Source organism: Roseicella frigidaeris, from assembly GCF_003258945.1.
In the GTDB taxonomy this organism is placed as follows: domain Bacteria; phylum Pseudomonadota; class Alphaproteobacteria; order Acetobacterales; family Acetobacteraceae; genus Paracraurococcus; species Paracraurococcus frigidaeris.
In genome coordinates this window covers 307,437-333,457 of the sequence record NZ_QLIX01000003.1, presented here as the reverse complement: position 1 = coordinate 333,457, position 26,021 = coordinate 307,437, and the positions used below count along the sequence as shown (strand labels likewise).

General features: G+C 73.4%; 22 protein-coding genes. 12 read left to right on the top strand and 10 right to left on the bottom strand.

Annotation, left to right across the window (positions count from 1 at the left end; translation table 11 throughout):
* The first annotated feature begins 13 nt into the window (after nucleotides 1-13).
* Together DOO78_RS06905 and DOO78_RS06900 are read left to right on the top strand one after the other, a co-directional pair.
* Nucleotides 14-2,104, top strand: coding sequence for a tripartite tricarboxylate transporter substrate-binding protein (locus DOO78_RS06905; protein ID WP_111468996.1), 2,091 nt, complete (start codon nucleotides 14-16; stop codon nucleotides 2,102-2,104).
* A gap of 99 nt (nucleotides 2,105-2,203) precedes the next feature.
* Entirely contained in the window at nucleotides 2,204-4,420 is a 2,217-nt protein-coding gene (locus DOO78_RS06900; protein WP_207802811.1) for a CHASE3 domain-containing protein, read from the top strand.
* Between the two features lie 110 nt (nucleotides 4,421-4,530).
* Here the strand turns inward: DOO78_RS06900 and DOO78_RS06895 are convergent, their stop codons facing one another.
* Nucleotides 4,531-4,779, bottom strand: coding sequence for a hypothetical protein (locus DOO78_RS06895; RefSeq protein ID WP_165838760.1), 249 nt, complete (start codon nucleotides 4,777-4,779; stop codon nucleotides 4,531-4,533).
* A gap of 877 nt (nucleotides 4,780-5,656) precedes the next feature.
* Between DOO78_RS06895 and DOO78_RS06890 the strand changes: the two genes are divergently transcribed.
* Nucleotides 5,657-6,751 carry an LLM class flavin-dependent oxidoreductase gene (locus tag DOO78_RS06890; protein ID WP_111468993.1) on the top strand — a complete coding sequence of 365 codons (1,095 nt, stop codon included), beginning with the start codon at nucleotides 5,657-5,659 and terminating at the stop codon, nucleotides 6,749-6,751.
* Nucleotides 6,752-6,753: 2 nt separating this feature from the next.
* A complete protein-coding gene (locus DOO78_RS06885) occupies nucleotides 6,754-7,722 on the top strand; it encodes a Bug family tripartite tricarboxylate transporter substrate binding protein (protein ID WP_111468992.1) in 969 nt (322 codons plus the stop codon).
* A gap of 169 nt (nucleotides 7,723-7,891) precedes the next feature.
* Here the strand turns inward: DOO78_RS06885 and DOO78_RS06880 are convergent, their stop codons facing one another.
* Nucleotides 7,892-8,674 (bottom strand): SHOCT domain-containing protein, encoded by a 783-nt coding sequence (locus DOO78_RS06880; protein WP_111468991.1) that lies wholly within the window; start codon nucleotides 8,672-8,674, stop codon nucleotides 7,892-7,894.
* Nucleotides 8,675-8,793: 119 nt separating this feature from the next.
* Between DOO78_RS06880 and DOO78_RS06875 the strand changes: the two genes are divergently transcribed.
* Together DOO78_RS06875 and DOO78_RS06870 are read left to right on the top strand one after the other, a co-directional pair.
* A complete protein-coding gene (locus DOO78_RS06875) occupies nucleotides 8,794-9,795 on the top strand; it encodes an LLM class flavin-dependent oxidoreductase (protein WP_111468990.1) in 1,002 nt (333 codons plus the stop codon).
* Nucleotides 9,796-9,986: 191 nt separating this feature from the next.
* On the top strand, nucleotides 9,987-10,280 hold the full coding sequence (locus tag DOO78_RS06870; protein WP_111468989.1) for a hypothetical protein: 294 nt from the start codon (nucleotides 9,987-9,989) through the stop codon (nucleotides 10,278-10,280).
* A 108-nt stretch (nucleotides 10,281-10,388) separates the two neighbouring features.
* On the opposite strand, the gene DOO78_RS06865 is transcribed toward DOO78_RS06870, so the two are convergent.
* From DOO78_RS06865 to DOO78_RS06855, 3 genes are all read right to left on the bottom strand, one after another.
* The gene (locus tag DOO78_RS06865; protein ID WP_111468988.1) at nucleotides 10,389-11,048 is read right to left on the bottom strand and encodes an arylsulfatase; all 660 of its coding nucleotides are present in this window, start codon (nucleotides 11,046-11,048) and stop codon (nucleotides 10,389-10,391) included.
* Nucleotides 11,049-11,062: 14 nt separating this feature from the next.
* Nucleotides 11,063-11,629, bottom strand: coding sequence for a hypothetical protein (locus tag DOO78_RS06860; protein WP_111468987.1), 567 nt, complete (start codon nucleotides 11,627-11,629; stop codon nucleotides 11,063-11,065).
* A 93-nt stretch (nucleotides 11,630-11,722) separates the two neighbouring features.
* Nucleotides 11,723-12,943 (bottom strand): MFS transporter, encoded by a 1,221-nt coding sequence (locus DOO78_RS06855; protein WP_111468986.1) that lies wholly within the window; start codon nucleotides 12,941-12,943, stop codon nucleotides 11,723-11,725.
* A 279-nt stretch (nucleotides 12,944-13,222) separates the two neighbouring features.
* Between DOO78_RS06855 and DOO78_RS06850 the strand changes: the two genes are divergently transcribed.
* Nucleotides 13,223-13,801, top strand: a complete 579-nt coding sequence (locus DOO78_RS06850; protein ID WP_111468985.1) for a YqaA family protein — start codon at nucleotides 13,223-13,225, stop codon at nucleotides 13,799-13,801.
* Between the two features lie 264 nt (nucleotides 13,802-14,065).
* Here the strand turns inward: DOO78_RS06850 and DOO78_RS06845 are convergent, their stop codons facing one another.
* The gene (locus DOO78_RS06845; RefSeq protein WP_128080015.1) at nucleotides 14,066-15,079 is read right to left on the bottom strand and encodes a tripartite tricarboxylate transporter substrate binding protein; all 1,014 of its coding nucleotides are present in this window, start codon (nucleotides 15,077-15,079) and stop codon (nucleotides 14,066-14,068) included.
* A 173-nt stretch (nucleotides 15,080-15,252) separates the two neighbouring features.
* Between DOO78_RS06845 and DOO78_RS06840 the strand changes: the two genes are divergently transcribed.
* A complete protein-coding gene (locus tag DOO78_RS06840; RefSeq protein WP_111468983.1) occupies nucleotides 15,253-16,140 on the top strand; it encodes an NAD(P)-dependent oxidoreductase in 888 nt (295 codons plus the stop codon).
* A 134-nt stretch (nucleotides 16,141-16,274) separates the two neighbouring features.
* On the opposite strand, the gene DOO78_RS06835 is transcribed toward DOO78_RS06840, so the two are convergent.
* The 3 genes from DOO78_RS06835 to DOO78_RS06825 all read right to left on the bottom strand — a co-directional run bounded on the left by DOO78_RS06835 (nucleotide 16,275) and on the right by DOO78_RS06825 (nucleotide 20,797).
* The gene (locus DOO78_RS06835) at nucleotides 16,275-17,246 is read right to left on the bottom strand and encodes a tripartite tricarboxylate transporter substrate binding protein (RefSeq protein ID WP_111468982.1); all 972 of its coding nucleotides are present in this window, start codon (nucleotides 17,244-17,246) and stop codon (nucleotides 16,275-16,277) included.
* 274 nt (nucleotides 17,247-17,520) lie between these two features.
* Nucleotides 17,521-19,710 carry an HWE histidine kinase domain-containing protein gene (locus DOO78_RS06830; protein ID WP_128080014.1) on the bottom strand — a complete coding sequence of 730 codons (2,190 nt, stop codon included), beginning with the start codon at nucleotides 19,708-19,710 and terminating at the stop codon, nucleotides 17,521-17,523.
* Nucleotides 19,711-20,128: 418 nt separating this feature from the next.
* On the bottom strand, nucleotides 20,129-20,797 hold the full coding sequence (locus tag DOO78_RS06825) for an alpha/beta hydrolase (RefSeq protein WP_111468980.1): 669 nt from the start codon (nucleotides 20,795-20,797) through the stop codon (nucleotides 20,129-20,131).
* A 453-nt stretch (nucleotides 20,798-21,250) separates the two neighbouring features.
* On the opposite strand from DOO78_RS06825, the gene DOO78_RS06820 reads away from it, so the two are divergent.
* Both DOO78_RS06820 and DOO78_RS06815 read left to right on the top strand, forming a co-directional pair.
* Complete coding sequence (locus DOO78_RS06820) at nucleotides 21,251-21,778, top strand: Rrf2 family transcriptional regulator (RefSeq protein ID WP_111468979.1); 528 nt, start codon at nucleotides 21,251-21,253, stop codon at nucleotides 21,776-21,778.
* Nucleotides 21,779-21,791: 13 nt separating this feature from the next.
* Nucleotides 21,792-22,898, top strand: coding sequence for a cysteine desulfurase family protein (locus DOO78_RS06815; RefSeq protein WP_111468978.1), 1,107 nt, complete (start codon nucleotides 21,792-21,794; stop codon nucleotides 22,896-22,898).
* A gap of 118 nt (nucleotides 22,899-23,016) precedes the next feature.
* Here DOO78_RS06815 and DOO78_RS27050 read toward each other — a convergent pair whose 3' ends face one another.
* Nucleotides 23,017-23,646: a hypothetical protein gene (locus DOO78_RS27050; RefSeq protein ID WP_128080013.1), complete on the bottom strand. Its 630-nt coding sequence runs from the start codon at nucleotides 23,644-23,646 to the stop codon at nucleotides 23,017-23,019.
* Between the two features lie 859 nt (nucleotides 23,647-24,505).
* Here DOO78_RS27050 and DOO78_RS06805 point away from each other — a divergent pair.
* Together DOO78_RS06805 and DOO78_RS06800 are read left to right on the top strand one after the other, a co-directional pair.
* Nucleotides 24,506-25,681 (top strand): cysteine desulfurase family protein, encoded by a 1,176-nt coding sequence (locus DOO78_RS06805; protein WP_111468976.1) that lies wholly within the window; start codon nucleotides 24,506-24,508, stop codon nucleotides 25,679-25,681.
* A 6-nt stretch (nucleotides 25,682-25,687) separates the two neighbouring features.
* On the top strand, nucleotides 25,688-26,017 hold the full coding sequence (locus DOO78_RS06800; protein WP_111468975.1) for a ferredoxin family 2Fe-2S iron-sulfur cluster binding protein: 330 nt from the start codon (nucleotides 25,688-25,690) through the stop codon (nucleotides 26,015-26,017).
* The last annotated feature ends 4 nt before the right edge of the window (nucleotides 26,018-26,021 follow it).

The window sequence follows — 26,021 nt, the reverse complement described above, 5'->3', positions numbered from 1 at the left end:
AGCGGGGGCCAGCATGGATCACCCGGGCACGGCCGACCCGGTGGCCGCCGCGGCGGCGCTCGGCCCGCTGATCGCGGCCTCGGCGCCCGGCATCGAGGCGAGCCGGTGCTTCCCGCCCGAGCTGGCCGAGGCGCTGCACCGCGCGCGGCTGCTGCGCCTGCTGCTGCCGCGCTCGGCCGGCGGCGAGGAGGTCGATCCCGGCACCTATCTGCGCGCGATCATCGAACTGGCCGGGCACGATGCCTCGGTCGCCTGGAACACCTATGTCGCCAACAGCGCCACGCTGATCGCGGCGATGCTGGAGCCGGAGGCGGCGGCGGCGATCTTCGCCGATCCGCGCGCCGTCATCGCCTGGGGGCCGCCGAACGGGGTGGTGGCCGCGGTGGTGCCGGGCGGCTACCGCGTCTCCGGCCGCTTCGACTTCGCCAGCGGCTGCCGCATGGCGAGCTGGATGGGCGTGCACTGCCCGGTGCGCGAGGCGGATGGCAGCCTGCGCCCGAACGCGCTCGGCCGGCCGGCGATCCGCACGTTGCTCTTCCCGGCCGGCGCGGCGCGGCTGATCGAGAGCTGGGACGCCATCGGGCTGCGCGGCACCGGCTCGGACTCCTATGCGGTGGAGGATCTCTTCGTCCCGGAGCGCTTCAGCGCCAGCCGGGAGGAGCCGGAGAGGCGGCGGGAGCGGGGGCCGCTCTACGCCTTCACGCATCAGGGCCTCTATGCGGTCGGCGCCAGCGGCGTCGCGCTCGGCACGGCCGGGGCGATGCTGCGCGCCTTCATGGCGCTCGCCATGGGCAAGACGCCGCGCGGGCAATCCCTGCTGGCCGAGGACGCGCTGGTGCAGGCCGAGGTGGCGCGGGCCACGGCGCAGCTCGGCGCGGCGCGCGCCTGGCTGCTCGAGATGCTCGGCGAGATGCAGGCCGCGGCCCGGCCGGAGGCGCCCCTGCCGGTCGAGGCGCGGGCGCGGCTCAGGCTCGGCTGCGCCCATGCCATCCAGGCGGCGATCACGGTCGGCGATGCCGCCTACCGCGCCGCCGGGATCGACGCGATCCGCCCCGGCAGCCCCTTCGAGCGGCGCTTCCGCGACCTGCACACGCTCTCGCAGCAGATCCAGGCGCGCAGCGCGCATTTCGCCGCCGCCGGCCAGGTGCTGCTCGGCAGCCTGACCCTCGCCGCGCCGGCCCTCCGGCAGGCCACGGCGCAAGGGGCGGCCGAGGCGGGCTGGCCGAACCGCGAGATCCAGCTCGTCACCGGCTTCGGCCCCGGCGGCGGCACCGATCTGGTGGCGCGCGCCATCGCCGCGCATATGGAGAAGACGCTCGGCGTCTCCATCGTGGTGCGCAACACGCCGGGCGCCGGCGGCACGCTCGGGCCGACGCGCATCGCCCAGTCCAAGCCCGATGGCTACACCTTCGGCCTGGTCGGCTTCTCTGCCCTGGTGGTCGCGCCGCTCACCATGGACCTGCCCTACAGGCCCTGGGAGAGCTTCGACTTCCTCGGCGTCACCTCGGAGCTGCGCATCGGCATCCCGGTCGGCCCCTCCCTGCCGCATGTCCGGACCCTGGCCGAGTTCATCGCCGAGGGCCGCAAGCGGCCGCTCGCCATCGCCAGCACCAATCCGGGCTCGGCCGTCAGCTTCTTCGACCTGCAGCGCCTCGCCGGGCTGCAGATGACCTATGTGCAGATCCCGAGCATCGCCGAGGCCGGCACCCAGGTCGCGGGCGGGCATATCGACAGCTACACCGGCACCTCGGAGATGATCGGCCTGGTGAAGGGCGGCACCGTCCGCATGCTGGCCAGCGCTAGCATCGACCGCTGGCCGGAATTCCCCGAGGCGCCGACGCTGATCGAGCAGGGCTACGAGACGGCGACGCGCCAGCTCATCATCTGGGCCGGGCCGGCCGGGCTGCCGCCCGGCATCCGCGACCGGCTGGAGGCGGCGCTGCTCGCCGCGGCGCGGGCGCCGGAGGTGATCGCGCGGCAGGAGGCGGCGAGCATCGCGCCCCGCCCGCTGCCGCGGGCCGAGGCCCTGGCGGTGATGCAGGCGGTGCGGCCGGGCGTCGAGGCCGCGCTCGCCGCCGCCGGCATGGTGCGCAAGCGCGGCTGATCCCGGGGCGGCCGGTCCGCCGGCGGGCGCGATGCGGGCTCGCCGTCCGGCGCGCCTTGTGGTCTTTTGGCCGGCTCTGGGGCTGCCGAGGACGCCAATTTGCCTGCAAAGCTCACGCCGCGTGCGCATCGCCTCGCGCTCGCCTCGATGGCAGGGCTGGTCGGGATCACGGGCGCGCTGCTCTGGCGGGAGTTCGACAGCACCCGCGCCGCCGCGGCCTGGGTCCAGCACACCTATGCGGTGCTCGACGCCTCGCGCCGGCTGCAATTGCTGCTGTGGGAGGCCGAGACCGGGCAGCGCGGCTTCCTCCTCACCGGGCGCGAGGACTATCTGCGGCCCTATGAGGACGCGCTCGGCCAGATCACCCTGCTGCAGGGCGACCTGCGCCGGCTGACGGCCGACAACCCGACGCAGCAGGAGCGGATGCTGACCCTGGCCGCCACCATCCAGCGCCGGCTGGAGGTGATGGCGCAGGCCATCCGGCTGCGCCGCGACCTCGGCCTGGAGGGGGCGCAGCAATTCGTGCAGGGCGATCTCGGCCGCGTCCTGATGGGCAGCATCGAGTCGATCCTCAGCGAATTGGAATCGGGCGAGAACCGGCTGCTGACGCAGCGCATCCGCGAGTCCGAGGCGACGCAGCTCCGGGCGCGCTGGCTGGCCGTCGCGGGCACGCTGCTCTCGATCGGGCTGCTGCTGCTGGCCGGGCGCCTGCTGGGCCTGGCGCGTCAGCGGCTGGCCAATGCGGAGGCGGCGCAGCGGACCCTGGCGCAGCAGCTCGCCACCTCGATCGACAGCATCAGCCAGGGCATCGGCGTCTTCGATGCCGAGGGCCTGCTGCAACGCTGGAACCCCTGCTTCCCCGTCCTGCTCGCCCTGCCCGAGGCGGCGTTGCGGCCCGGCCTGCCCTATGCCGAGGTCGCGGCCCGCGCCGCCGAGGCGGCGCGGACGGAAGCCTTCCTCGAGACCACGGCGCAGATCCGGCACGGCCGCGGCGGCCGCTCGCCGCGCGAGCCGGTGGTCTATGAGCGGCATCGCGCGACGGATGACCGCAGCCTGGAATTCCACCGCACCCCGATGCCGGAGGGCGGCTTCGTGCTGACCGCGACCGACGTCACCGAGCGCGTGCGCAGCGCCGCCACCGCCCGCGACGCGCAGCGCATGCAGGCGATGGGCCAGCTCACCGGCGGCATCGCGCACGACTTCAACAACCTGCTCGCCGTCATCCTCGGCAATCTCGAGCTCATCCGGCCGAAGCTCGATCCCGGCAGCCCCCTGCTGGTGCGCATCGACCGGGCGATCTGGGGCGCGCGGCGCGGCGCCGCGCTGACCCAGCAGCTCCTCGCCTTCGCGCGCAAGCAGCCCTTGGCGCCGGCGCCGATCAACGTCTCGGCGCTGCTGCCGGACATGGCGAACCTGCTGCGGCGGACGCTCGGCGCGCATATCGAGGTGCGGGTGGTGGACGCCGCCGGCCTCTGGCCCGCCATGGCGGATGCGACGCAGGTGGAGAGCGCGCTGCTGAACCTGGCGCTGAACGCCCGCGACGCCATGCCGGAGGGCGGCCGCCTGACCATCGAGGCGGCGAACAAGGTGCTGGATGCCGATTACGCCGCCCGCCACGCCGAGGTGACGCCGGGCGACTACGTGATGCTCGCCGTCTCCGACACCGGCTGCGGCATGCCGCCCGAGGTGCTGGCGCGGGTCTTCGAGCCCTTCTTCACCACCAAGGAGCCGGGCAAGGGCACCGGGCTCGGCCTCGCCATGGTCTTCGGCTTCGTCAAGCAGTCGGGCGGGCATGTGAAGGTCTATTCCGAGCCGGGCGAGGGCACGACGGTGCGGATCTACCTGCCGCGTGCCATCGCCGGCCTCACCGCCGGCGCGCTGCATCCGGTCGCGCCGGCCGCGCTCCCGGGCGGCAATGCCGCGGTGCTGCTGCTCGAGGACGATGCCAGGGTGCGCGAGGTCACCGCCGCGATGCTGCGCGAGCTCGGCTATGGCGTGCAGGAGGCGGGCGACGGCGCCGAGGCGCTGCGGCTGGTGGAGGCAGGGGCGCCGATCGACCTGCTGCTCGCCGATATCGTGCTGCCCGGCGGGATGAAGGGCAACGAGGTGGCGCGGCGCCTGGCGCCGCTGCGCCCCGGCCTGCGGGTGCTGTTCATGTCGGGCTACACCGAGAATGCCATCGTGCATCACGGGCGGCTGGATGACGGCGTGCATCTCATCGGCAAGCCCTTCACCCGCGAGCAACTCGCCCTGAAGATCGCCGAGGTGCTGCGCCGGCCGGCCGCCTCGGCGCAGACCGCCACGCCGGAGGGCTAGAGCAGATCCCGATCAGGTGGACACACGCGAACGGAACATGCTCCCGCGATGCGGCGCGCGGCCGTCGCAGGGACTCGGCGGGCGCGCCCCCGGCGCCGCCGTGCCGGGCGTCACTCCGACAGCGCCGCCGGCCGGGCCAGCGCCAGCAGCAGCCGGCGCGGCGGCCGCGGCGCCGCGCCGGCGGCGGGGCCGAGCGCCGCGACCACCGCCTCCGCCTGCTCCTGCGCCAGCACCCGCGGCAGGCCCGGCCGCAGGACCACGAGATGCGCCACCAGCTCGGCGAAGGCGCTGTCGGGGTCGCGGCCGCGCGCCAGCAGGCGGCGGTAGCGGCAGGCGGCCCCCTGCAAATGGGGCGGCACCTCGGGCAGAGCGCCCGGCGGAGGCGGTGAGGGGGCGTCGGCCATGGCCGGACTAGAACATAGCATGAACAAACTTTCCAGCGGGACCGGCGCCTCGTCTGCGTCGGAGGGCAGGCGGTCCCTGGATCCTATTTTCACTCTCCATGATGATGGAATGTGGCCCGGATGGGCGGGTAATTCTTGACAGAATCGTCGTGATTTCGCAGCTTGCGTCATGCGCGGTCGGAGATCGGCGGCGCGGGCCCTGGAGGGGGACGCATCGGATCGGGCGACGACGCTGCGACGACAAGGAGCTGGAGCCATGGCCGCGACCGCGCGTGAACGGATGATGCTCTGGGGCGTGATCGCTTGAGGCGGCTGCACCGGACGCCTGAATCACGCGGTCGAACAATGGCCTGGAGCAGATCCCGATCAGGTGGACTCACCTGATCGGGTGACGATGCTCTGAAAACAATGGTCTAGGGCGCCTCACCTCCCTTTCCCACTTGTCCGAACGAACCCCCGCGGTCGTGCCGCGCTGCCTAGGAGCTGCCATGCCCATTGCCTGCCCGACCCCCCGCGCCGCGCGCCCGTCCCGCCCTGGCCCTGGCCCGTCCCGGCCCATCGCCGCGGCGCGCCGGGAGGCCGCCCGAGGATGATCGGCCAGGCGCTCCGCACCCTGCTGGTCTTCGCCGCGCTGCTCGGCGCCCTGACGATGGCCGGCCTGGTGCAAGTGTCGCACCCGCCATCGCCCGCGCTCGAGCGCCTGCGCTGAGGCGAGGGCCGCGGGCCCGCCCCGATCCGGGCGCGATTCCCTGGTGACGGGGCCGCCCGCCGCCCCGCATGCTTGGGCCAGGCCGGGCGTCCGACCCGGGCGGGGGATACGGAGGAACGTCGCATGGCCCACCCGCTGCAATTCATCGGCATGATCTCGCACCGGCGGCAGTCGGAGATCCATCCGCCGGAGGGTGCGGTGGTGGACCCGCCCTACATCGCCCGCTTCGCCCAGGCGCATGAGGCGGCCGGCTTCGACCGCATCCTCGTCGCCTGGGGCAGCAGCAGCCCGGATGCCTTACTCGTCGCCTCGCACGCCGCCGCGGCCACGACGCGCATCGGCTTCATGGTGGCGCACCGGCCGGGCTTCATCGCGCCGACGCTCGCGGCACGGCAATTCGCCAGCTTCGACCAGTTCTCCGGCGGCCGCGCCGGCATCCATGTCATCAGCGGCGGCAGCGATGCCGAGCAACGCAAGGATGGCGACTTCCTGCCGCATGACGAGCGCTATGCCCGCTCGGAGGAATACCTCGCCCTGCTGAAGCGGCTCTGGACCGAGCCGAAGCCCTTCGACCATGCGGGCCGCTACTACCGCTTCGAGGGCGGCTTCGCCGAGGTGAAGCCGCTGCAGCGGCCGCACATCCCGGTCTTCTTCGGCGGCTCCTCCGACATCGCCATCGAGATCGCCGGCCGGCTGGCCGATGTCTACGCCTTCTGGGGCGAGACGCTCGACCAGGCGCGCGAGACCATCGCCCGGGTGCGGGCCAGCCTGGCGCGGGCCGGGCGCGACCCGGCGGGCCTCCGCTTCAGCATGTCCTTCCGCCCGGTGCTGGCGGGGACCGAGGCGGCAGCCTGGGCGCGGGCCGATGCCATCATCGAGCGCATCCGCGCGCTGCGCGCGACCGGCTCGGGCGGCCGCAAGCCGGAGAGCATCGGCTCGCAGCGGCTGCTCGAGGCCGCCTCGGGCGGCCGGGTGCGCGATTCCCGCCTCTGGACCGAGGTCGCCGCGGCGGTCGGCGCCGGCTCCAACACCACCGCCCTCGTCGGCACGCCGGAGCAGGTGGCCGAGAGCCTCGCCGCCTACCACGCCCTCGGCGTCGACACCTTCCTCATCCGCGGCTTCGATCCGCTGGAGGATGCCGAAGAGTATGGCCGCAGCCTGCTGCCGGCGGTGCGCGACGCGGTCGCCCGGCGCGGCGTGCCGGCGGCGGCGGAATAGCGATGCGCCTCGGCCGCCGCGCCGCCCTCGCCACCCCCGCCGCGCTGCTCGCCGCGCCGGCGCGGGCGCAGGACTTCCCCGAGCGCACGGTGCGCCTCATCGTGCCCTTCACCCCGGCCGGGCAGACCGACATCATGGCCCGGCTGGTGGCGCAGCGCCTGCAGACGGATTGGGGCAAGCCGGTCGTCGTCGAGAACCGGCCGGGCGGCAATGCGCTGATCGGCGCCGAGACGGTGGCCAAGGCGCCGCCGGATGGCCATACGCTGCTCGCCTGCACGGTGACGCATGCGATCAACGCCTCGCTCTTCCCGCAGGCGCCCTATGATTTCCTGCGCGACCTGCGGGCGCTGACCCTGCTCGGCTCGCTGCCGCTCGTCGTCGTGGTGCGGCGCGAGGCGCCCTGGGCGGACCTCGCGGCCCTCGCCGCGGCGGCGCGCGGCGGGCAGCGGCTGAATGGCGGTTCCTCCGGCACCGGCTCGGCGCCGCATCTGGGGCTCGAGCTGTTCCGCCGCGCCGCCGGGGCGGGGGCGAATCTCGTGCATGTGCCCTATCGCGGCGGCGCGCCCTCGGTGACCGACCTGGTCGCCGGCAATCTCGACCTCATCGTCTCCAACTTGCCGGAATGCATCACCCAGGTGCAGGCCGGCACGCTGCGGGCGCTGGCGGTGACGGAGCCGGAGCGGCACCGCCTGCTGCCGGCGGTGCCGACCAGCGCCGAGGCCGGGCTGCCGGCGCTGCGCATGACGAGCTGGACCGCGATCCTCGCCCCGGCCGGCCTGCCGGAGCCGCTCGCCGCCCGCATCGCCGCGGCGACGCGCCAGGCGCTGGCCGATCCGCTGCTGCGCGACAAGGCGGCGGAGCTCGGCTTCGCGCTGATCGGCGCCGGGCCGGAGGAGAGCCGCCGCTTCGTCGCGGCGGAGGTGCAGCGCTATGCGCAGATCATCGCCGAGGCGGGGATTCGGGCGGACTAGATCCCCACGACGTCGCTGCGCGCCGTCGTGGGGGCCCCGGTGAGGCTCTCAAGCGCAAGATGCGTCACAGCCAGCCGAGGCAAAGCCTCGGCTGGGCAACGGGAGGCGCGGGGTGGGGCGGGCGTGCTGGCGCCCCGCGGCAGCGCGCAGCGACGTTCGCGGGGCGCTCTCAAAGGCGCCGCAGCAGCTCCGCCTTCTTGGCGGCGAATTCCTCGTCGCTGAGGATGCCCTTCTCCCGTAGCCCCGCCAGGCGCTCGATCAGGGCGAGCGGGTCGCCGCCCTCCGGCGCGGCCTGCGGCGGCGGCGCCATGGGCGATGCGGCCGCGGCAGGCGCGGGTGCGGAAGGCGGCGCCATGGGCGGCGCGGCGGGCGCTGCATCGAGCGGCTGCAGCTCCTCCAGCCGCACCGTGCCCTGGTCGGTCGAGAAGCTGAGCGACTGCCCCGCCCCCTGCTGCTGCGAGGCGCCGTAGATCTGCCGCGTGCCGGTGTCGTAGAGGCTGGTCCGGCCGCCCTGCTGCACGGCGAGCCGCCGCGCCGCCGGGAAATAGGCATAGCGCATGTCGTTCTGGCCGCCGCTGCTCGCCGGCGCGCCGAGCTCGGCCGGCCACCAATTGCCGCCGAAGCCGCCGCCGAACCCCTCCCCGAACCCGCCCGCCGCGGCGCCGGGCGCGGGCGCGGCGAAGACCGGCCCCTCCCGCAGCAGCCCGGCCAGCTCGGTGCAGAGCGCATCGACCCGGGCGCGCAGGCCCTGGTTGAACATATCGCCCACCATGATCATGCCGCCCTGCGACCACTGGCCCATGCCGCCGAGCTCGGGATGGCTGAACTGCGCCATGCCGCCGCCGCCCTGCACCAGGGCCTGCAGCAAGGTCGCGGCGGCGTCGGCGCTGACGCCGTGCCGCGCGGCGATGTCGTCGAGGCGCCGGCGCGCCTCCGGGGTCAGGTCCTGCATGCGGGGGCTCCGAGGGGGTGACGCCTTCCATAGGGGAATCGGTCGCCGCGGTCATTCACGCCTCACGGCGCGGCGGAGCCCGGCTTGGTCGGCTGCCGGGGCGTGCCAATATCGACCGGATGGCCCCCCTCTCCATCCTCGACCTCTCGCCCGTGCCGGACGGCAGCGATGCCGGCCAGGCGCTCCGCAATTCCATCGACCTCGCGCAGCATGCCGAGGCGCTCGGCTATCGCCGCTACTGGATGGCCGAGCACCACAACATGCCGGGCATTGCCAGCGCGGCGACGGCGGTCTGCCTCGCCCATGTCGCGGCGGCGACGCAGCGCATCCTGGTCGGCGCCGGCGGCATCATGCTGCCGAACCACGCGCCGCTGATCATCGCCGAGCAGTTCGGCACGCTGGCGGCGCTGCATCCCGGCCGCATCGAGCTCGGCCTCGGCCGGGCGCCGGGGACGGACCAGATCGCGGCGCATGCGATGCGGCGCAACCTCGCCTCGGACGAGGACCAGTTCCCGCGCGACGTGGTCGAGCTCATGCGCTACTTCGCGCCGGCCGAGCCGGGGCAGCGGCTGCGCGCGGTGCCGGGCGAGGGGCTGCAGGTGCCGCTCTGGATCCTCGGCTCCTCCACCTTCGGCGCCCAGCTCGCCGCCATGCTCGGCCTGCCCTATGCCTTCGCCTCGCATTTCGCGCCCGGGATGATGATGCAGGCGATCGCCCTCTACCGCGAGCGCTTCCGCCCCTCGGCGCAGCTCGCGGCGCCGCGCGTCATGCTCGGGCTGAACGTCTTCGCCGCGCCGACCGACGAGGAGGCGCGGTATCTCTATTCCTCCTTGCAGCAGGCCTTCCTCAACCTCCGCCGCGGCATGCCGGGCAAGCTGCCGCGGCCGGTCGAGGGCTTCGAGGCGCGGATCGATCCCGGCGGGCGGGCGATGCTGGAGAATGCGCTGGCCTGCTCGGTGGTCGGCGGGCCGGAGACGGTGCGGCGCGGCCTCGCCGACTTCCTCGCCCGCACCGGCGCCGACGAGGTGATGGTGACGGCGCAGATCCACGACCCTGCGGCGCGGAAGCGCTCCTTCGAGATCCTGGCGGCGGTGCAGGCGGGGATGGCGAAGGCGGCCTAACGACGTTTCCCGTGTCACAGGATCCGTGGCATTCCCGCCGAGAATGACGTCGTCGTCAAACAAGCCAAGCTCCGCAACTATACGGGCATCGGCGCCGGCGGCAGTCTGCAGCGCTATCTGCCGCTCGGTTACTTTACCGTAAGCAAGGGCAGGGTAGAGCTGCCTATGGACCGGATCCTGGCGGCCTGACCATGCACTACGCCCTGCCCCTGATGCTCCTGTTGGCCGGCTGCGGCTCGATTGATGCCGTCAGCCAAGGCCGCTCCCTTTCCTTCATTGAGCGAGAGCGGCACGGGCAGATGGTCAGCATGATCGGCATCCGCCGCTCGCAATTCCTGGGCGCCTTCACGGTCGAGGACGAGCAGATCATTGCCGCCGAGGGCGGCAAGATTGCCGCCCGCCTTTGCGGCGGCGAGACCGAGCTGGTCAGCGCCGTGCGCGTTCGTCCCTCGTCCACCGTCGATCTCCGCTATCGCTGCCTCTAGGCTTCTGCTCCTGAGAGCGTGCCGGTGAGCCTCGATACGCTTCAGGTATGTCACAGCCTGCCGCGGCGAAGCCGTGTCAGGGCAACGGAAGGCGGCCGGTCGGCGCCCTCAGCCGGCGCCGAGCAGCCGCCGGATCTTCCGCACCGCGCTGTCCGGCGTGGTGAAGACCGGCCGGCCCGTCGCCTCGGCGACCAGCGGCGCCGCCCGCGCCAGGCTGAACTGCGCCAGCGCGATCACGTCGCACGTGGCCAGGCGCCGCGCCGCCTCGGCGGCCAGCCGGTCATGCGTCGCGCCGTCGCCGGCATCGAGCGCGGCGAGCGAGCCCTCGGCATGGCAGGGGACGAGCTCGACATCGGCCGGGAATTCCGGCGGCATGCTCTGCAGCGTGGGCGCGAAGCTCGCCAGCAGCCCGATCCGCGGCCGCCTTCCGCCCGCCGCCTCGCGCGCGGCGGCCACCGCCTCCTCGATCATCGCCTCGTTCGGCTTCAGCACCGGGCGCGGCGCCTGCTCGGCCGCCACCGCCTCGATGCAGGGGCCGAAGGCGGAGCAGGTGAAGAGGATGCCGGCCGCCCCGGTGCCCACCGCATAGCGCGAGAGGGTCAGGAACCGCTCCGTCATCGCCGGGGTCAGCGCGCCGGCCCGCGCCAAGTCGGCCGAGAGGCTGTCATCCAGCAGGTTCATCAGCACCGCCTCGGGCCAGGCGCGGGCGAAGGCGGCCTCGATCGGCGGCGGCGAGTGCCGCAGGGCGTGGATCAGCGCGATGCGCATGGGGCGGGTTCCGATCAGCGCGCCATGGTGCAGCGCTTGAGCGTCGAGGGGAATTCCGAGCAGCCGGGGAAGGCGATCTCGTCCGGCCCCTTGCGCTCCACCTTCAGCGCGTTGGGCCCGGCGGCGCAGCCGAAGCCGGCATCGGGCGCCGGCCGCGCGCCCATCGGGCCGAGCACCGGCGCGGCCTGGGCGAAGCGGAATTCCAGCCCGTTCGCCGCCTCGGCCACCGTCTCGATGATCCGCTCGCGATAGGCGGTGTCGAGCACCGAGACGCGCATGACGATGTCGCGGGTGAAGATCACCGTCGGGTTGCCGAAGCAGGCCGGGGTGCCGGCATCGCCGGGCGGGAAGATGCCGCCGGTCCAGGCCCCGAAGACCCATTCATGCGGCGGCCCCTGGCGCGGCTGCGCCGGGCTATCCGCACTGCGCGGCTGCGCCGGGCTATCCGGGCTGCGCGGCTGCGCCTGGGCGTCCGTGCTGCGCGGCTGCGCCTGGCCAGTCGTGCCGCGCGGCTGCGCCGCGGCATCCATGCCCCCCATCAGGGGCAGCCCCAAGGCCAGCAGCAGGGCCCAATGCCGCATCCGACGTCCTCCGCTCCGAGTCTGGCGCCTATCTAGAGCGGATGGCCCCGGGGCGGAAATGCCCGGCGGCGTGAATCGCCCGTCATGCGCCGCTCAGGCCAGCGCCGGCCGCGGCGCCGGCGCCGGGTCCCGCACCGGCAGGTGCACCAGCGCGGCGAAGGCGGCGGCGAGGATGCAGATCACCCACATCAGGTCGTAGCTGCCGGTGCGGTCGAAGACCACGCCGCCGAGCCAGGCGCCGGTGAAGCCGCCGATCTGGTGGCCGAGGAAGACCAGGCCGAAGATCGTCGCCAGCCAGCGGGTGCCGAAATTCCGCGCGCAGAGCGCGACCGTCGGCGGCACGGTCGAGAGCCAGAGCAGCCCCATCACCGCCGAGAAGGCCAGCACGCTCACGGTGGTCTTCTCGGCGAAGAAGAAGATCGTCATCACCACGGCGCGCGAGGCGTAGATGGCCACCAGCAGCTCCCGCCGCCGCCAGCGGGTGGAGAGCTCGCCCGCCCCGAGGGCCCCGGCGATGTTGAACAGCCCGATCAGGCTGATCGCCCCCGCGCCCACCGCCGCCGGCAGATGGCAGGAGGCGACGAAGCCTGGCAGGTGGATCGCCAGGAAGGAGACATGCAGGCCACAGACGAAGAAGCCGCAGAAGAGGAACCAGAAGCTCGGCGTGTGGATGGCGAGGCGGAGCGCCTCCATCGCCGTCTGCTCGGCCACCGCCAGGGCCGGCTTCGGCGGCGGCCGGTCGTTCAGCGGCAGGGCGAGGGGGATCATCAGCAGCGAGCCGAGCGCGACCGCCACCAGCGCCGCCTGCCAGCCGAGGCCGAGGATGCCGAGCTGCACCACCGGCACCACCAGGAACTGGCCGAGCGAGGAGCCGGCGGTGCCGAGGCCGGTGGCGCGGCCGCGCTGCGCCTCCGGCAGCAGCCGGGTGAGGCTCGCCATGATCACCGGCATGCCGGCCGCCGAGACGGCCGAGCCCATGACCAGCCCGGCGAAGAAGGTGAAGAAGGGCAGGCCCTCCGAGAAGGCCATGCCGAGCACGCCGGTGAACTGCAGCAGCGCCCCGGCCATGATCACCTGCCGGGCGCCGATGCGGTCCGCCACCTGCCCCCAGAGCGGCTGGGTGAGGCCGTTGACCAGCACCTGCAGCGCGATGGCGAAGCCGAAGCTGGAGGCCGACCAGCCATGCGCCGTGGTCATGGGCGCCAGGAACAGGCCGAAGGTCTGGCGAAACCCCATGGCGAGCGCGGCGCAGGCCACGCCGCAGGTGATGAGCAGCCCGACCGGGACGCCGCCTCCTGCCATCCGGACGCGCATGCCACCCCTCCTGCCCTACATCCCGCAAGCCATGATCCCATTGCGGCCCTGCTTGGGACAACTGCGTTGGATGCATGGCGAGAGGGGGCCGGCATGGGCGCATCGCAGGGCAGGGCCGGCCGGACACGCGCTCGGATGTTGCGCTGCGGCAGGCAATCGTGCCAAGCCGGCCCCCTCCGGCGCGGCCCCGCCGCCGGGGCCGTCGTTCCACCGCATGCCGCGCCGCCCAGGGCCGCCCCCAGGACCACCGGAGCGGTGGCCGGCGCAAGGGATCCGAGAATGTTGCGTGCCCTCTATGACCGCGTGCTGGCGCTGTCGGCGCATCGGCGCGCGCCGGCCTGGCTGGCCGGCGTCAGCTTCGCCGAGAGCAGCGTCTTCCCGATCCCGCCGGACGCCATGCTGATCCCGATGTGCATCGCGCGGCCGGACCGGGCCTATCGCTATGCGCTGATCTGCACCATCGCCTCGGTGCTCGGCGGCATCGCCGGCTATGCCATCGGCTATTTCCTGTTCGAGACGCTGGCCGAGCCGGTGCTGCGCGCCTACGGCTATGCCGATGCGCTGCTGCGCTTCGAATCCTGGTACGAGCGCTGGGGCGCGCTGGTGATCCTGATCAAGGGGCTGACGCCGATCCCCTACAAGATCGTCACCATCGCCTCCGGCGCCGCCAAGTTCAGCTTCCCGATCTTCCTCGCCGCCAGCCTGGTGACGCGGGCGGCGCGCTTCTTCCTGCTCGCCTTCCTGCTGCGCCGCTTCGGCCCGCCGATCCGCGACTTCATCGAGCGGCGGCTGACCCTGGTGACGACCGGCGCAGCGGCCGGCATCCTCGCCGGCTTCCTGGCGTTGCGATACCTCTAGCAGTCCCCACGACGTCGCTGCGCGCCGTCGCGGGGGGCCGTGATGCGCTCAGGGCCCGATGCGCGTCACAGCCTGTCGCGGCGGAGCCGCGCCAGGACAACGGGTGGCGACCGTATCCGCCTCCGCCATCCGTTTGGGACGCCCGCCGAACCTGTCGCTTCCCGTTGCCCTGCCACGGCTTTGCCGTGGCAGGCTGTGACGCATCTGCGACCCGAGGGCCCCACCGGGGTCCCCATGACGTCGCGCAAGCGATGTCATGGGGAATCACTCCCGCCAGGGATGCCTCTCCCACAGCGCCGCGTAGTGGCGCTGCATCGCCACCAGCTCGGCACGGTACTCGTCCGGCCCCAGCAGGCGCAGCGGCAGGGCAAGCTGGGTGGCCAGCGCCTGCCATTCGGGATCGGCGACGGCCCGCTGCGCCGCGGCGACGAGCCGCTCCAGCACCGGCCGCGGCAGGCCGGCCGGGGCGGCGAGGCCGCGCATCGAGCCCTCCACCACGTCGAAGCCCTGCTCGCGGAAGGTCGGCACCTCCGGCATCACCGCCCAGCGGCGGAGGCCCATCTGGCCGATCGGCCGGAACAGCCCCTGCCGGTAGTCGCCGATCGCCTCGCCCATATTGGTCACCGCCAGCTCGATCTGGCGCGAGACGGTGGCGGTGCGCACCGGGGCGCCGCCGGCGAAGGGAACATGCAGGAATTGCGTGCCCGTCACCCGCTGCAGCGCCAGCATGGCCAGGTGGTCGTCGGAGCCGATGCCGGAGGTGCCGTAGCTGATCTGCCCCGGCCGGCGCCGCGCCTCCGCCACCAGCTCGGCGACGCTGCGGATCGGGCTGTCCGGCAGCACCCAGATGGCGCCCGGATCGTCGACGATGTTCAGCAGCGGCAGCAGGTCGTCCAGCCGGAAGCGGGCCTGCGGCCGCTCGAGCGGGATGGTGACGATGGTCGGCGTGTTGAGGAAGCCGATGGTGTAGCCATCGGGCTTCGACCGGGCGAGCTCGGTGAAGCCGATCTCGCCGCCGGCGCCGGGGCGGTTCACCACCGCGATGGGCTGGCCGAGATACCGCTCCATGATCCGCGCCAGCGGCCGGGCGGCGACATCGGTGCCGCCGCCGGCCGGATAGGCGAGCACCATGGTCAGCGGCCGGTCGGGGAAGGGGCCGGCGCCCTGGGCTTGGCCCTGGGTCTGGCCCGGGGTCTGGCCCTGGGCCTGGCTTTGCGCCAGGCCGGGGCGGGCGAGCGGCGCGGCCATCAGCCCGGCGAGAAGGGCGCGTCTCTGCATGATGGTTCCTCCCGGGCGGGCACGTCCGCGCGCGCTTGGCGGGGATCGGACCATGGCGGGGAGCGGGGGCGCAACAGCATCCTCGGGAGACGCCGGCGCGCGTTGGGGCAGGCGGGCCGCCGGCCCGGGCCGCGCCCACCGGCGACGGAACGGCAATTCAGGGAGAGATCGACATGGAGGTGGCATTCCTCGGCCTGGGCCAGATGGGCACGGGCATGGTGGGCCGGCTGCTCGAGGCCGGGCACCGGGTGACGGTCTGGAACCGCGACGGCGCCAAATCCGCGCCCTTCGCGGCCCGCGGCGCCCAGGTCGCGGCCAGCCCGGCCGCGGCGGCGCGGGCCGGCACCGCGATGACGATGCTGGCGAACGACGCGGCGGTCGAGGCGGTGGTGTTCGGCGCGGCGGGGCTGCTGGCGGCCGGGCCGGGCCTGCTGCATGTCTCCTGCAGCACGGTCGGCACCGCGCTGACCGAGCGGCTGACGGCGGCGCATGCCGCGGCGGGGCAGCGCTTCGTCTCGGCGCAGGTGCTGGGGCGGCCCGAGGTGGCGGCGGCGGGCCGGCTCTCGGTGATCGCGGCCGGCCCGCCCGCGGATCTCGATGCCGCGCAGCCGCTCTTCGAGGCGATCGGCGCCGGCACCACCCGCATGGGCGAGCGGCCGGTGATGGCGACGGCGGCGAAGATCGCGCTCAATGCCGGCATCCCGGCGATCATCCAGATGCTGAGCGAGCAGCTCCGCATCGCCGGCGCGCATGGCGTCCCGCCCGCGCGCCTGCTCGAGCTGCTGCGGGCGGCGGATTACGGCAACCGCATGATCGGCAGCTACGGGCCGCTCATCGCCGAGCAGCGCTTCGAGCCGGCCGGCTTCCCGATGCGGCTGGGGCGCAAGGATGTCGGCCTCGCCCTGGCGGCGGTGGAAGGGGCGGCGGTGGAGGGGGCGGCGGCGGATGCGGCCGGGCTGCCGCTCGTCGCCTGGATCGCCGCCCGCATGGACGCGATCATCGCCGCCGGCGGCGGCGAGCGGGACTGGTCGGCGCTCGGCCAGCCGCCCGCGGCGGGGTGAGCGGAGCGAGGTCTGGAACACCTATCGAAGCCGTCGCTGCCCGGGGCCTTGCCGCGGCAGGCCGTGGCGTTCCTTGGGCAGGCGGGGACTCCCCGGGGCCCCGCGAAGCCGCGACGCGGTTGCGTGGGGCGTTCTCACTCCTTCCAGGGATGCATCGCCCAGAGCTTCGCATAGTGCTCGCGCAGCGCCAGCAGCTCGGTCTTGAAGGCGTCGGGGCCGAGGAAGCGCAGCGGCAGGCTCTGCTGCGCCGCCGCCTTGCGGAATTCGGGGTCCTCCACCGCGCTCCGCACCGCCCGGGCCAGCCGCTCCAGCGCCGGCTGCGGCACGCCGGCCGGCGCCGCGACGCCGCGCATCGAGCCCTCGACGAGGTCGAAGCCCTGCTCGCGCGCCGTCGGCACGTCCGGCGTCACCTCCCAGCGCCGGGTGCCGAGCTGGGCCAGCGGCCGCACCAGCCCCTGCCGCGCATCGGCGACGCCCTCGGCCATGTTCACCACCGCGACCGGCAGGTTCTTCGAGAACAGCGCGGTGCGCACCTGCGAGGAGCCGGCGAAGGGGATGTGCAGGAAGCTGGCGCCGGTCTGCCGTTCCAGCGCCAGCATCGCCAGGTGGTCGTCGGAGCCGATGCCGGTGGTGCCGTAGCCGATCGTCCCCGGTGCCTGCTTCGCCGCCTCCACCAGCTCCTTCAGGCTGCGCCAGGGGCTGTCCGGCAGCACCCAGATGCCGCCCGGATCGTCGACGATGTTGGCGATCGGCACGAAATCCTCGAGCTGGAAGCGCGCCTGCCGCTCGATCGGGATGGTGACGATGGTCGGCGTGTTGATGAAGCCGATCGTGTAGCCATCGGGCTTCGACCGGGCGAGCTCGGCCCAGCCGATCTCGCCGGCGGCGCCCGGGCGGTTCACCACCACCACCGTCTGGCCGAGATCCTTCTCCATCGACCGCGCCAGGGTGCGCGCCGCGGTGTCGGTGCCGCCGCCCGCGGCATAGGCGACGATCATCGTCACGGGGTGGTCCGGGAAGGCCGGCTGCGCCCGGGCCGGGGCCGCGGGGAGGAGGGGGGCGGCAAGGCCCAAGGCGGCGACCAGGGACAGATGACGACGGCGCATGGACGATTCCCGGACCCGGCGCCGCGCCGGACGCGCGGCCCGCGGTCATTGCTGTTGCGGCCCGGTCTGCCGCGGGCCCTCGGGCCGGATCGGATCATGCCGGCCGCGGCAAGTCCATCCCCGCCCCGCCGGCCGGCGCCGCCGCATGCCCGGCGCACGCCGTTCCGGCCCGCGGGGCCGAGCGCCCGGATGGGCGCCGCCGGTCACGCCGCAAGGCGCGCCTGTCCGCGCGACGCGGCGAAGGCCCAGGCGAACCGGAGGGTTGCGCCCCGTCTCAGCCGCCTTCGCCCCTGGCCTGCGCCGCATGGCCCGGCAGGACGCTGGCGAGCGCCGCGGCCAGGGCGTGCCGCTGATAGGGCTTGCGCAGCACGGCGACCGCGCCGGCCTCGCGCCCCTCCAGCGGCCCGGCGCTGCCATAGCCGGTCGCCAGCAGATAGGGCACGCCGCGGGCCGCCAGGGCCTCGGCCACCGGGAAGATCAGCTCGCCGCCGCCGAGATTGATATCGAGCACCGCCGCGGCGAGGCGGGGCTCGGACGCCGCCAGCCGCTGCGCCTCGGCCAGGGTGCGGGCCGGGCCGACCACCTCGCAGCCGAGCTCGCGCAGCCCGGTCTCCAGCTCGAGGGCCAGCAGCGCCTCGTCCTCGGCCACCAGCACGCGCGGCGGCGGGCCGCCCGGATCGGTCCAGGCCGGGCGCGGCGCCACCGCGGCCGGGCGCCCGGACCGGTCCAGGCCGGCCGCGGCCCGGGCCGCCGGCGCGGCGTTGTCCAGCGCGGCGTTGTCCGGCGCGGCGCGGGCGGCCGGCAGGGTGAGGGTGGCGCGCAGACCGGCGGGATCCCAGTCGAGCGCCAGCCGCGCCCCGAGCTGGCGCTCGGCGAGCTGGGTGACCAGCCGGATGCCGAAGCTGCGGCGGGCCGGCGGGCCGTCGAGCCCAGGGCCGCCGCGCTCGGTCCAGGTCAGGCGCAGCGCCTGGTCGGCGGGCAGGAATTCCCAGGCGATGCACACCTCGCCGCCCGGCACCGAGAGGGCGCCATGCTTGGCGGCGTTGGTCGCCAGCTCGTGCAGCAGCATGGCGACGGGCTGCACCGCCTCGGCCGAGAGCCGGGCCGGCGGGCCGGAGAGGCGCACCTTGCCCATATGCGCGGGCAGCTCGCTCTCGGCCAGGGCCCGCAGCTCCGCCCCGGTCCAGGCGCCGCGGGCGAGCAGCGCATGGGCGCGCGCCATGGCGGTGATGCGGCCCTCGGCGGCGGTGGCGAAGGCGGCCGGCGTCACGTCGCGCGGCGCGAGGCGGATGAGGGAGAGGGCGACGGCGAGCGCGTTCTTGGCGCGGTGGTCCACCTCGCGCAGCAGCAGCACCAGGTGCTCCTCCGCCTCGCGCTTCGCCGCCGCGCGGGCGCGCAGCGCGGCGCCGGTCTCGGCGAGGGCGGCGCGGACCCCGGCGACCTCGCGCACCCGGGCCGGCGGCCGTGGCGGCGGCGGCTGGTCGCGCGCCACCACCGCGGCATCGGCGCCGAGCGCCTCGATCTCCTCGCCGAGCCGGGCGCCGAGGGCCAGGGTGAGGAGGGCGGCGAGCGAGACGGCCAGCACCCCGCTCGCCGCGGCGATGAGCACGGCCCGCCGCAGCGGCCCGTCGATGGCGGCGCGCGGCACGGTGAGGGCGAGGGTCCAGTGGCCGACGGGCAGGCGGCGCAGCGCGGCGTAGCTCGGCACGCCGGCGCGCGTGACCGCCCGGACGGTCGCCGCCGCCGCGCCGCCCTGCTGGAAGGCGGTGACCCAGTCGATCGCCGGCTGCGCCAGATAGGCCTCCTGCTGCGTCGACCGGGCGAGGATCGTGTGCCGCTCGTCGATCAGCGTGGCGATCCAGCCCGGCGGCAGGTGCTGGCTGCCCAGCGCCAGGCCGAGGCTCTCGGGCCGCAGGGTGGCGGCGAGCAGGCCGATCCGCTGGCCCGCCCGCTCGACCGGCAGGGCGACGCCGACCACCAGCCGGCCATCGGCCGCCTCGACGAGGAGCGGCGAGACGGTGAGCGGCGGGGTGGCGGCGATGCCGTTCCAGGGGAGCTGCTGCGGGCCGGGCAGGCGCAGCGGCGCCGGGCCCGGCGGCGGCCCGCCGGGCGGCAGCAGGGTATCGACCCGCGCCTGGCCGGCGGCATCGAACAGGATGATGCCGTGCAGCACCGCCGGGCGGTCCCGGACGAGGAGCTGGGCGCGCCGGTGGAAGACCTCGGGGTCGCCGCTGCCGGGCGGCGCGGCCAGCGCGGCCTCGAGGCTCGGGGCGCTGGCGAGGACGCGGAGCGCGGCCGCGGTGATCTGCAATTCCCGGTCGATATCGGCCTGCAGCGCCTCGGCGGTGCGGACCAGCTCGTGCAGCGCGGCGGTGCGGGCATTGGCCGCGATCCACCAGGCGAGGCCGATGGCGAGGGCGAGCAGGGGCAGGCCGGTGACCAGGGCGAGCCCGAGCAGGTGCATGCGGAACCGCATCGGCCGGCGCCGCCGCGGGACAGGGCCGGGCATGGGCGGGCGAGCCTCCGTCGGGCTCCCGCGACGATCCATCACACCCTGTCCTCCCGGGCGGTTTTCATGTCCAGGAATAGAATAGGGCTGGATCGCAAGCGGGAAGGGTCAGGCGGACGATCGTTCCTGGCGGGGACCGGCGGCGCGGATGCCCGGCGCCGCGCGGCCGGGGCGGATGCGCCCGGGCGGCGGGCCGCCGGCCCTCAAGCCGGCGGCCGGCGATGGCGACCCATCCAGGGCCCCACCGGCGGTTCCCTCGGCGCCGGGCGCGACCCTTCGGTTCGCCCGGGCCCTTGCGGCATCGCACCGGCGGTCGCGCCGGACGGCGCGACCCGCGGCGCTCGGCATGAGCGCAGCCGTCATGCCGTCGGCGTCAGTCGGCGGCGAGCGCCATCCGGCTACGGTTCAGGCGGGCGAGGACATGGTCCTCGGCCGCATCCACCACCTGCTCGGTCTCCTCGGGCGTGAAGACATGCCCGGCGCCCGGCAGGATGCGGTAGTCGATGCTGATGCCGCGCTGGGTGTTCAGCTTGTCCACCAGCTTGCGGACCGAGCTCTCGGGCACCAGCTCGTCCTCCGCCCCGTGATAGATCAGCCCGTTGCAGGGACAGGGGGCGAGGAAGCCGAAATCATAGTGGCTGGCCGGCGCGGCGATGGAGACGAAGCCGCCCATCTCCGGCCGCCGCATCAGCAGCTGCATGCCGACATAGGCGCCGAAGGAGTAGCCGGCGACCCAGAGGCTGTGGGCATTCGGGTTGACCGCCTGCAGGAAGTCCAGCGCCGAGGCGGCGTCCGAGATCTCGCCGATGCCGCCGTCGTAGCGGCCCTGGCTGCGGCCGACTCCACGGAAGTTGAACCGCAGCGTGGAAAATCCCATCGCCTGGAAACGCTGATACAGGGCGTGAATGACCCGGTTGTTCATCGTCCCGCCATGCAGCGGGTGGGGGTGGAGCAGCAGAGCCACCGGCGCATTCGGCTGCTTGGAATGGTGGTAACGGCCTTCGAGCCGGCCATCGGGGCCGGCGAACATGACCTCAGGCATCGTCCCTTGGGTCCAATTCCTGTTGCGCCGGGTCTGCTCGGGCCATCGGCGCGGGCGCATCCCGCACGACAGCCCAGGCGCGCCGTGGCGCTTGGTGGGGAAGACCTGGCTGACCACGCCCGGGCTCCCCTCGGCACTGAGTCAGTGATGCCGAGAGGAGCCCGGGAGCGCCACCCACTGGCCGATCGGTACCGACTGTCACGCCCCAATAGTTGACTGGGTCAGTCGGGTAATCTAGCCTGCCGATCGACGCCCTGATGGGGCGCCGGAGGCGGAAGGCATCGGTACCGGTGTCGTCCAGTCGTCCCTGGGGCTGTCTCCCGTCCCCCAGGGTGGCGGGACTATAGAGACGCAGCGGCGAGTTTCATAACGGAATCAAGGCATGGCGCCCATGTTTCCCATTCCTGGCCGGCGCGCTGCCCCTGGCCTCTCCATTGGAGGATAATAACCGCCATGCGCCTTTCCACCCGTGGGCGATATGCGGTCATGGCCATGGTGGAATTGGCCGTGCGCCAGCAGCCCAATTCAACCGCCATACGTGATTGCCGTCCTGTTAGCCTGGCGGAGATCGCGCATGCTCAACTCTTGTCGCTTGCCTACCTGGAACAACTCTTCGGCCATCTGCGGCGCGCCGGGCTCGTCGCCTCCGCCCGCGGCCCGGGGGGCGGCTACCGCCTGGCGCGGCCCGCCGCGGCGATCACCATGGCCGACATCATCGAGGCGGTGGACGAGCCGATCCGCGCCACGCGCTGCGAGGAGGGCGCCGCCGGCTGCCTCGGCGGCGAGCGCTGCCTCACCCACGATCTCTGGTCCGAGCTCAGCGAGCAGATCCACCTCTTCCTCGCCCATGTCACCCTGGCCGATGTGGTGCGGCGGCAGGTGAAGGGCCGCGCCGCGCCGCCCGCCCTCGCGGCCGGCTGCCCCGCCCCGCCCACCCCCGACAGCCCGCCCGGCCCCGGCCTGACGGAGGCGGCGCAGTAGCGCCGGACCGGCCCTGGACCCGCTCTATCTCGACGCCAACGCCACCGAGCCGCTGCGGCCGGCGGCGCGGGCGGCGGCGATCGCCGCGCTGGAGGCGGGCGGCAACCCCTCCTCGGTGCATGCCGCCGGCCGCGCCGCCCGCCGGCGGCTGGAGGAGGCGCGCGAGGCCCTCGCCGCCCGCTTCGGCGCCCGCCCGCGCGACGTCGTCTTCACCGGCGGCGGGACGGAGGCGAATGCGCTGGCGATCCACGGCCTCGGCCGCGGCCGGCGGTTGCTGGTCGGGGCGACCGAGCATCCCGCGGTGCTGGCGGCGGCACCCGGGGCCGGGGTGATCCCGGTGCATCCGGACGGCACGGCCGACCTCGCGGCGCTCGCCGCGCTGCTGGCCGAGGGCGGCCCGGCCCTGGTCTGCCTGATGGCGGCGAACAACGAGACCGGCGTGCGGCACCCGCTGGCCGAGGCCGCGGCGCTCTGCCGCGCCGCCGGGGCGCTGCTGCATGTCGATGCGGTGCAGGCGGCCGGGCGGCTGCCGCTCTCGCTCGCGGCGCTCGGCGCCGACAGCCTGGCGCTCTCGGGCCACAAGCTCGGCGGGCCGGCCGGGGCGGGGGCGCTGCTGCTGCGCCCGGGGCTGGAGCTGCCGCCGCTGATCGCCGGCGGCGGGCAGGAGCGCGGCCGCCGCGGCGGCACCGAGCCGCTGCCGGCCATCGCCGGCCTCGCCGCCGCGCTGCTGCCGCCCGAGGCCGCCGCGGCGGAGGCGGCGCGGCTGGCGGCGCTGCGCGACCGGATCGAGGCCGGGATCAGGGCGATCGCGCCCGAGGCGGTGATCGCCGGGGCGGCGGCGCCGCGCCTGCCGAACACGAGCTGCATCCTGCTGCCCGGGGCGCCGGCGGAGACGCAGGTGATCGCGCTCGACCTGGCGGGCCTGCGCGTCTCGGCCGGGGCGGCCTGCTCCTCGGGCAAGGTGGCGCGGAGCCCGGTGCTGGCGGCGATGGGCTTCGGCGCGCTGGCCGGCTGCGGGCTGCGCGTCTCGCTGCCCTGGGACGCGCCGGAGGAGGCGCCGGAGCGGTTCCTGGCGGGGTGGGCGGCGATGCGGGGGAGGGTGGGGCGGAGGGTGGCGTGAGGGAGCGCACGGTTTCCGCCTCTGCCGCTTCGCGTGGCCTGAGCATGCCACAACCTGCCGCATTGATGCCGTTCGCGCGGCGGCAGCTATCTGAGATGAATGGAAAGCAAATTTGCAGTTATCGTCGCGTCTTATGCCGGACTATGGCTACAACCGATCCATCATCCGTCTGTTTCACTCCTACTAATTCCCATTCATGAGGAATTTTCTCGGTGTTCTTGGTGATGATATCACGCCACTTAGCGATATCGGCTAGTGTGGGTAGGCCTGGAATTTCTGGAAGGCTTTCATAATGCTCATTCTTGTCCATTTTTGTCTCCGTTAGACGCGTTACTGCTGGAGGATGTAAGTCCGTCATCACGGATTTGCGAGCTAGAGCTAAGGTATTTACGCCTGAGTAGCAGCCGAGAGTGAAGCTTATTGCTGATCCGAAAGCTGCCAAGATGCCCAGCCAGAGCGGCACCATATGAAAGGGCTTCGCGCTCGTATCTTCATTGAAAAGGCGAAGCTGGGTGATATAAGCCATAATAAATCCAAATAAAACACTCACTATGCCAGCGCAAAACCAGAAAAGAGACGAACTTAAATCAGGTGAGTGTGCAGAAGATTCAGATTTCGATGATATTGCTCCGAGATAGGACAGAACGGCAATAGCCGATCCTCCATTTGTAATTGCCAGCATTTTTAATGCTTCGACAGATATGGTGCCGAGGCTTTTAAACGTCTCCGTCTTGTGCCAGTCACTCATTTTCTTTTTGTTGGCCTGGGCTCGACTGGTTTTGCAAGTCGTTGGTCATGACTTCGGGCGGTTTTTCCAAACACACGCTCAAAAGTCTGTCCCTTTTTCGCCAGGTCTCATCGCCAGAGCAGTCTCTATAAACTGCGCGGATTGCGTTTTTTCCTCTCTCTTTTCGATGCGAACTTTGGGCTTGGGACCCATCTTGCCCCTCACTGGGTTTAGCCGTTCCGTACGCTAAGCGCTTGCCTACTACGCCGTGCACCGCTCGCTCGATGCGGGGGAAGCTACTGAAGCTAAGGACCCGCCGCGCGTTATAACGGAAATCGTACTCGGCCAGATAGCGGTGAAGGTGTTGCTCCCGGAGGTGCTGGTGGATGCTCTTTAGGCCCCACTTCGCGTATGCCTTCCCGGCTGCAATGGGCCATGAACCACGCGGCCTCGTAGCCAGTCTCCAGGGGGCAGTGGATCTGGTACGCTGAGACGCCTTTCTCACTCGACGCCATGCTAATTTTCCTATTATACCTCACCGGTTGCGCGATGGAGGTCCGCCATGGGTCCGTCCGTACTGTCGCCGCCGGCCTCCCCGCCTGGGTCCCTCCCTGGCGCGCGCCTCGGCCTCAACCCACCCCTACCGCACCCCGCCGGGGATTTGTCCGAACGCCGCAACCGCCGCCCCGATCGCGGCAACCACGCTGGTGCCATACCCGCCGGCAGGGGCTTTGTCCGAAACCGTCCCGACCGCCGCCACCCCACCCCCGGGGTATTTGTCCGAATCCCACACCCACCCCACCCATGCGCCGCACCGATCCCGGCCATCGCCCGCCGCACCCTCCCGCACCGCCGCCCGGGGTGCCACATACTCCCCGCCATGCCGCGCCCGAACCGCCCCCTCTATCTCGACAACCAGGCGACGACGCCGGTCGATCCGCGCGTCCTCGCCGCCATGCGCCCCTGGTGGGAGGAAAACTTCGCCAACCCCCACAGCGTCGAGCACGCCATGGGCCGGGCGGCGGAGGAGGCGGTGGAGGCGGCGCGGGCCGAGATCGCCGAGCTGATCGGCGCCGAGGCGCGGGAGATCGTCCTCACCTCCGGCGCCACCGAGGCGAACAACCTCGCCATCAAGGGCGCCGCCCGCTTCGCCGCCGGGCAGGACAGCCCCCGCCGCCGCATCGTGACCCTCGCCACCGAGCACAAATGCGTCCTCGAGAGCGTGCGCGACCTCGCCGCCGAGGGGTTCGAGCCGGTGGTGCTGCCGGTGCGGCCGGACGGGCTGGCGGATCTCGCGGCGCTGCGGGCGGCGCTCGATGATCGCACCCTGCTGCTCTCGGTCATGGCGGTGAACAACGAGACCGGGGTGGTGCAGGACCTTGCCGCCATCGGGGCGCTGGCCAAGGCGGCCGGGGCGCTGTTCCACACCGATGCGGCGCAGGCGGCCGGGCGCATCCCGCTCGATGTGGAGGCGATCGGCGCCGACCTGCTCTCGCTCTCGGGCCACAAGATCTACGGGCCGAAGGGGATCGGCGCGCTCTATGTCCGCCGCCGGCCGCGGGTGCGCCTGGCGCCGCTCTTCTCCGGCGGCGGGCAGGAGCGTGGCTTGCGCTCCGGCACCCTGCCGGCGCCGCTGGTGGTCGGCTTCGGCGAGGCGGCGCGGATCGCCGCCATCGAGGGGCCGCTCGATGCCGGCCGCATCCGGGAGCAGCGGGACATCCTATTCAACGCCCTGGCGCGGGCGGTGCCGGGGCTGCGGCTGAACGGCCACCCGGAGCAGCGGGTGCCGGGCAACCTCAACCTCACCTTCCCCGGCGGCATCGATGCCCAGGCGCTGATGCGGGCGGTGCCGGAGCTCTGCGTCTCCACCGGCTCGGCCTGCTCCTCGGCGGCGGTCGAGCCCTCCTATGTGCTGCGGGCGCTCGGGATTCCCGAGGCGGAGGCGCGCGCGACCTTGCGGATCGGGATCGGCCGCTTTACCTCGCCCGCGGATGCGGACCAGGCCGCGGCGCTCCTCGCCGGGGCCTGGCATACCCTGACCCAGGCGGAGCAGTAGGACACGATGCCCAGGATGACCTTCATCGAGCGCGACGGCACGCGCCGCGAGGTGGACGCGCCGCTCGGCCTCTCGGTCCTGGAGATCGCGCACAAGCACGGCGTCGATATCGAGGGCGCCTGCGAGGGCTCGCTCGCCTGCTCCACCTGCCATGTCATCGTCGACCCCTCCTGGTTCACCCGGCTGCAGGCGCCGACCGAGGATGAAGAGGACATGCTGGACCTCGCCTTCGACCTGCAGGAGACCAGCCGGCTCGGCTGCCAGCTCATCATGACCGAGGCGCTGGACGGGCTGGTGGTGTCGCTGCCGGCCGGCACCCGCAACGCGGGCGGCTGAGGGC

Bases quoted from the DNA above. Each gene is read 5' to 3' on its own strand.
- DOO78_RS06800 (WP_111468975.1), top strand. From the start codon at position 25,688: ATGCCCAGGATGACCTTCATCGAGCGCGACGGCACGCGCCGCGAGGTG.
- DOO78_RS06855 (WP_111468986.1), bottom strand. From the start codon at position 12,943: ATGCGCGTCCGGATGGCAGGAGGCGGCGTCCCGGTCGGGCTGCTCATC.
- DOO78_RS06860 (WP_111468987.1), bottom strand. From the start codon at position 11,629: ATGCGGCATTGGGCCCTGCTGCTGGCCTTGGGGCTGCCCCTGATGGGG.
- DOO78_RS06850 (WP_111468985.1), top strand. From the start codon at position 13,223: ATGTTGCGTGCCCTCTATGACCGCGTGCTGGCGCTGTCGGCGCATCGG.
- DOO78_RS06835 (WP_111468982.1), bottom strand. From the start codon at position 17,246: ATGCGCCGTCGTCATCTGTCCCTGGTCGCCGCCTTGGGCCTTGCCGCC.
- DOO78_RS27050 (WP_128080013.1), bottom strand. From the start codon at position 23,646: ATGAGTGACTGGCACAAGACGGAGACGTTTAAAAGCCTCGGCACCATA.
- DOO78_RS06825 (WP_111468980.1), bottom strand. From the start codon at position 20,797: ATGCCTGAGGTCATGTTCGCCGGCCCCGATGGCCGGCTCGAAGGCCGT.
- DOO78_RS06875 (WP_111468990.1), top strand. From the start codon at position 8,794: ATGGCCCCCCTCTCCATCCTCGACCTCTCGCCCGTGCCGGACGGCAGC.
- DOO78_RS06885 (WP_111468992.1), top strand. From the start codon at position 6,754: ATGCGCCTCGGCCGCCGCGCCGCCCTCGCCACCCCCGCCGCGCTGCTC.
- DOO78_RS06820 (WP_111468979.1), top strand. From the start codon at position 21,251: ATGCGCCTTTCCACCCGTGGGCGATATGCGGTCATGGCCATGGTGGAA.
- DOO78_RS06870 (WP_111468989.1), top strand. From the start codon at position 9,987: ATGCACTACGCCCTGCCCCTGATGCTCCTGTTGGCCGGCTGCGGCTCG.
- DOO78_RS06905 (WP_111468996.1), top strand. From the start codon at position 14: ATGGATCACCCGGGCACGGCCGACCCGGTGGCCGCCGCGGCGGCGCTC.
- DOO78_RS06805 (WP_111468976.1), top strand. From the start codon at position 24,506: ATGCCGCGCCCGAACCGCCCCCTCTATCTCGACAACCAGGCGACGACG.
- DOO78_RS06840 (WP_111468983.1), top strand. From the start codon at position 15,253: ATGGAGGTGGCATTCCTCGGCCTGGGCCAGATGGGCACGGGCATGGTG.
- DOO78_RS06830 (WP_128080014.1), bottom strand. From the start codon at position 19,710: ATGCACCTGCTCGGGCTCGCCCTGGTCACCGGCCTGCCCCTGCTCGCC.
- DOO78_RS06845 (WP_128080015.1), bottom strand. From the start codon at position 15,079: ATGCAGAGACGCGCCCTTCTCGCCGGGCTGATGGCCGCGCCGCTCGCC.
- DOO78_RS06880 (WP_111468991.1), bottom strand. From the start codon at position 8,674: ATGCAGGACCTGACCCCGGAGGCGCGCCGGCGCCTCGACGACATCGCC.
- DOO78_RS06890 (WP_111468993.1), top strand. From the start codon at position 5,657: ATGGCCCACCCGCTGCAATTCATCGGCATGATCTCGCACCGGCGGCAG.
- DOO78_RS06865 (WP_111468988.1), bottom strand. From the start codon at position 11,048: ATGCGCATCGCGCTGATCCACGCCCTGCGGCACTCGCCGCCGCCGATC.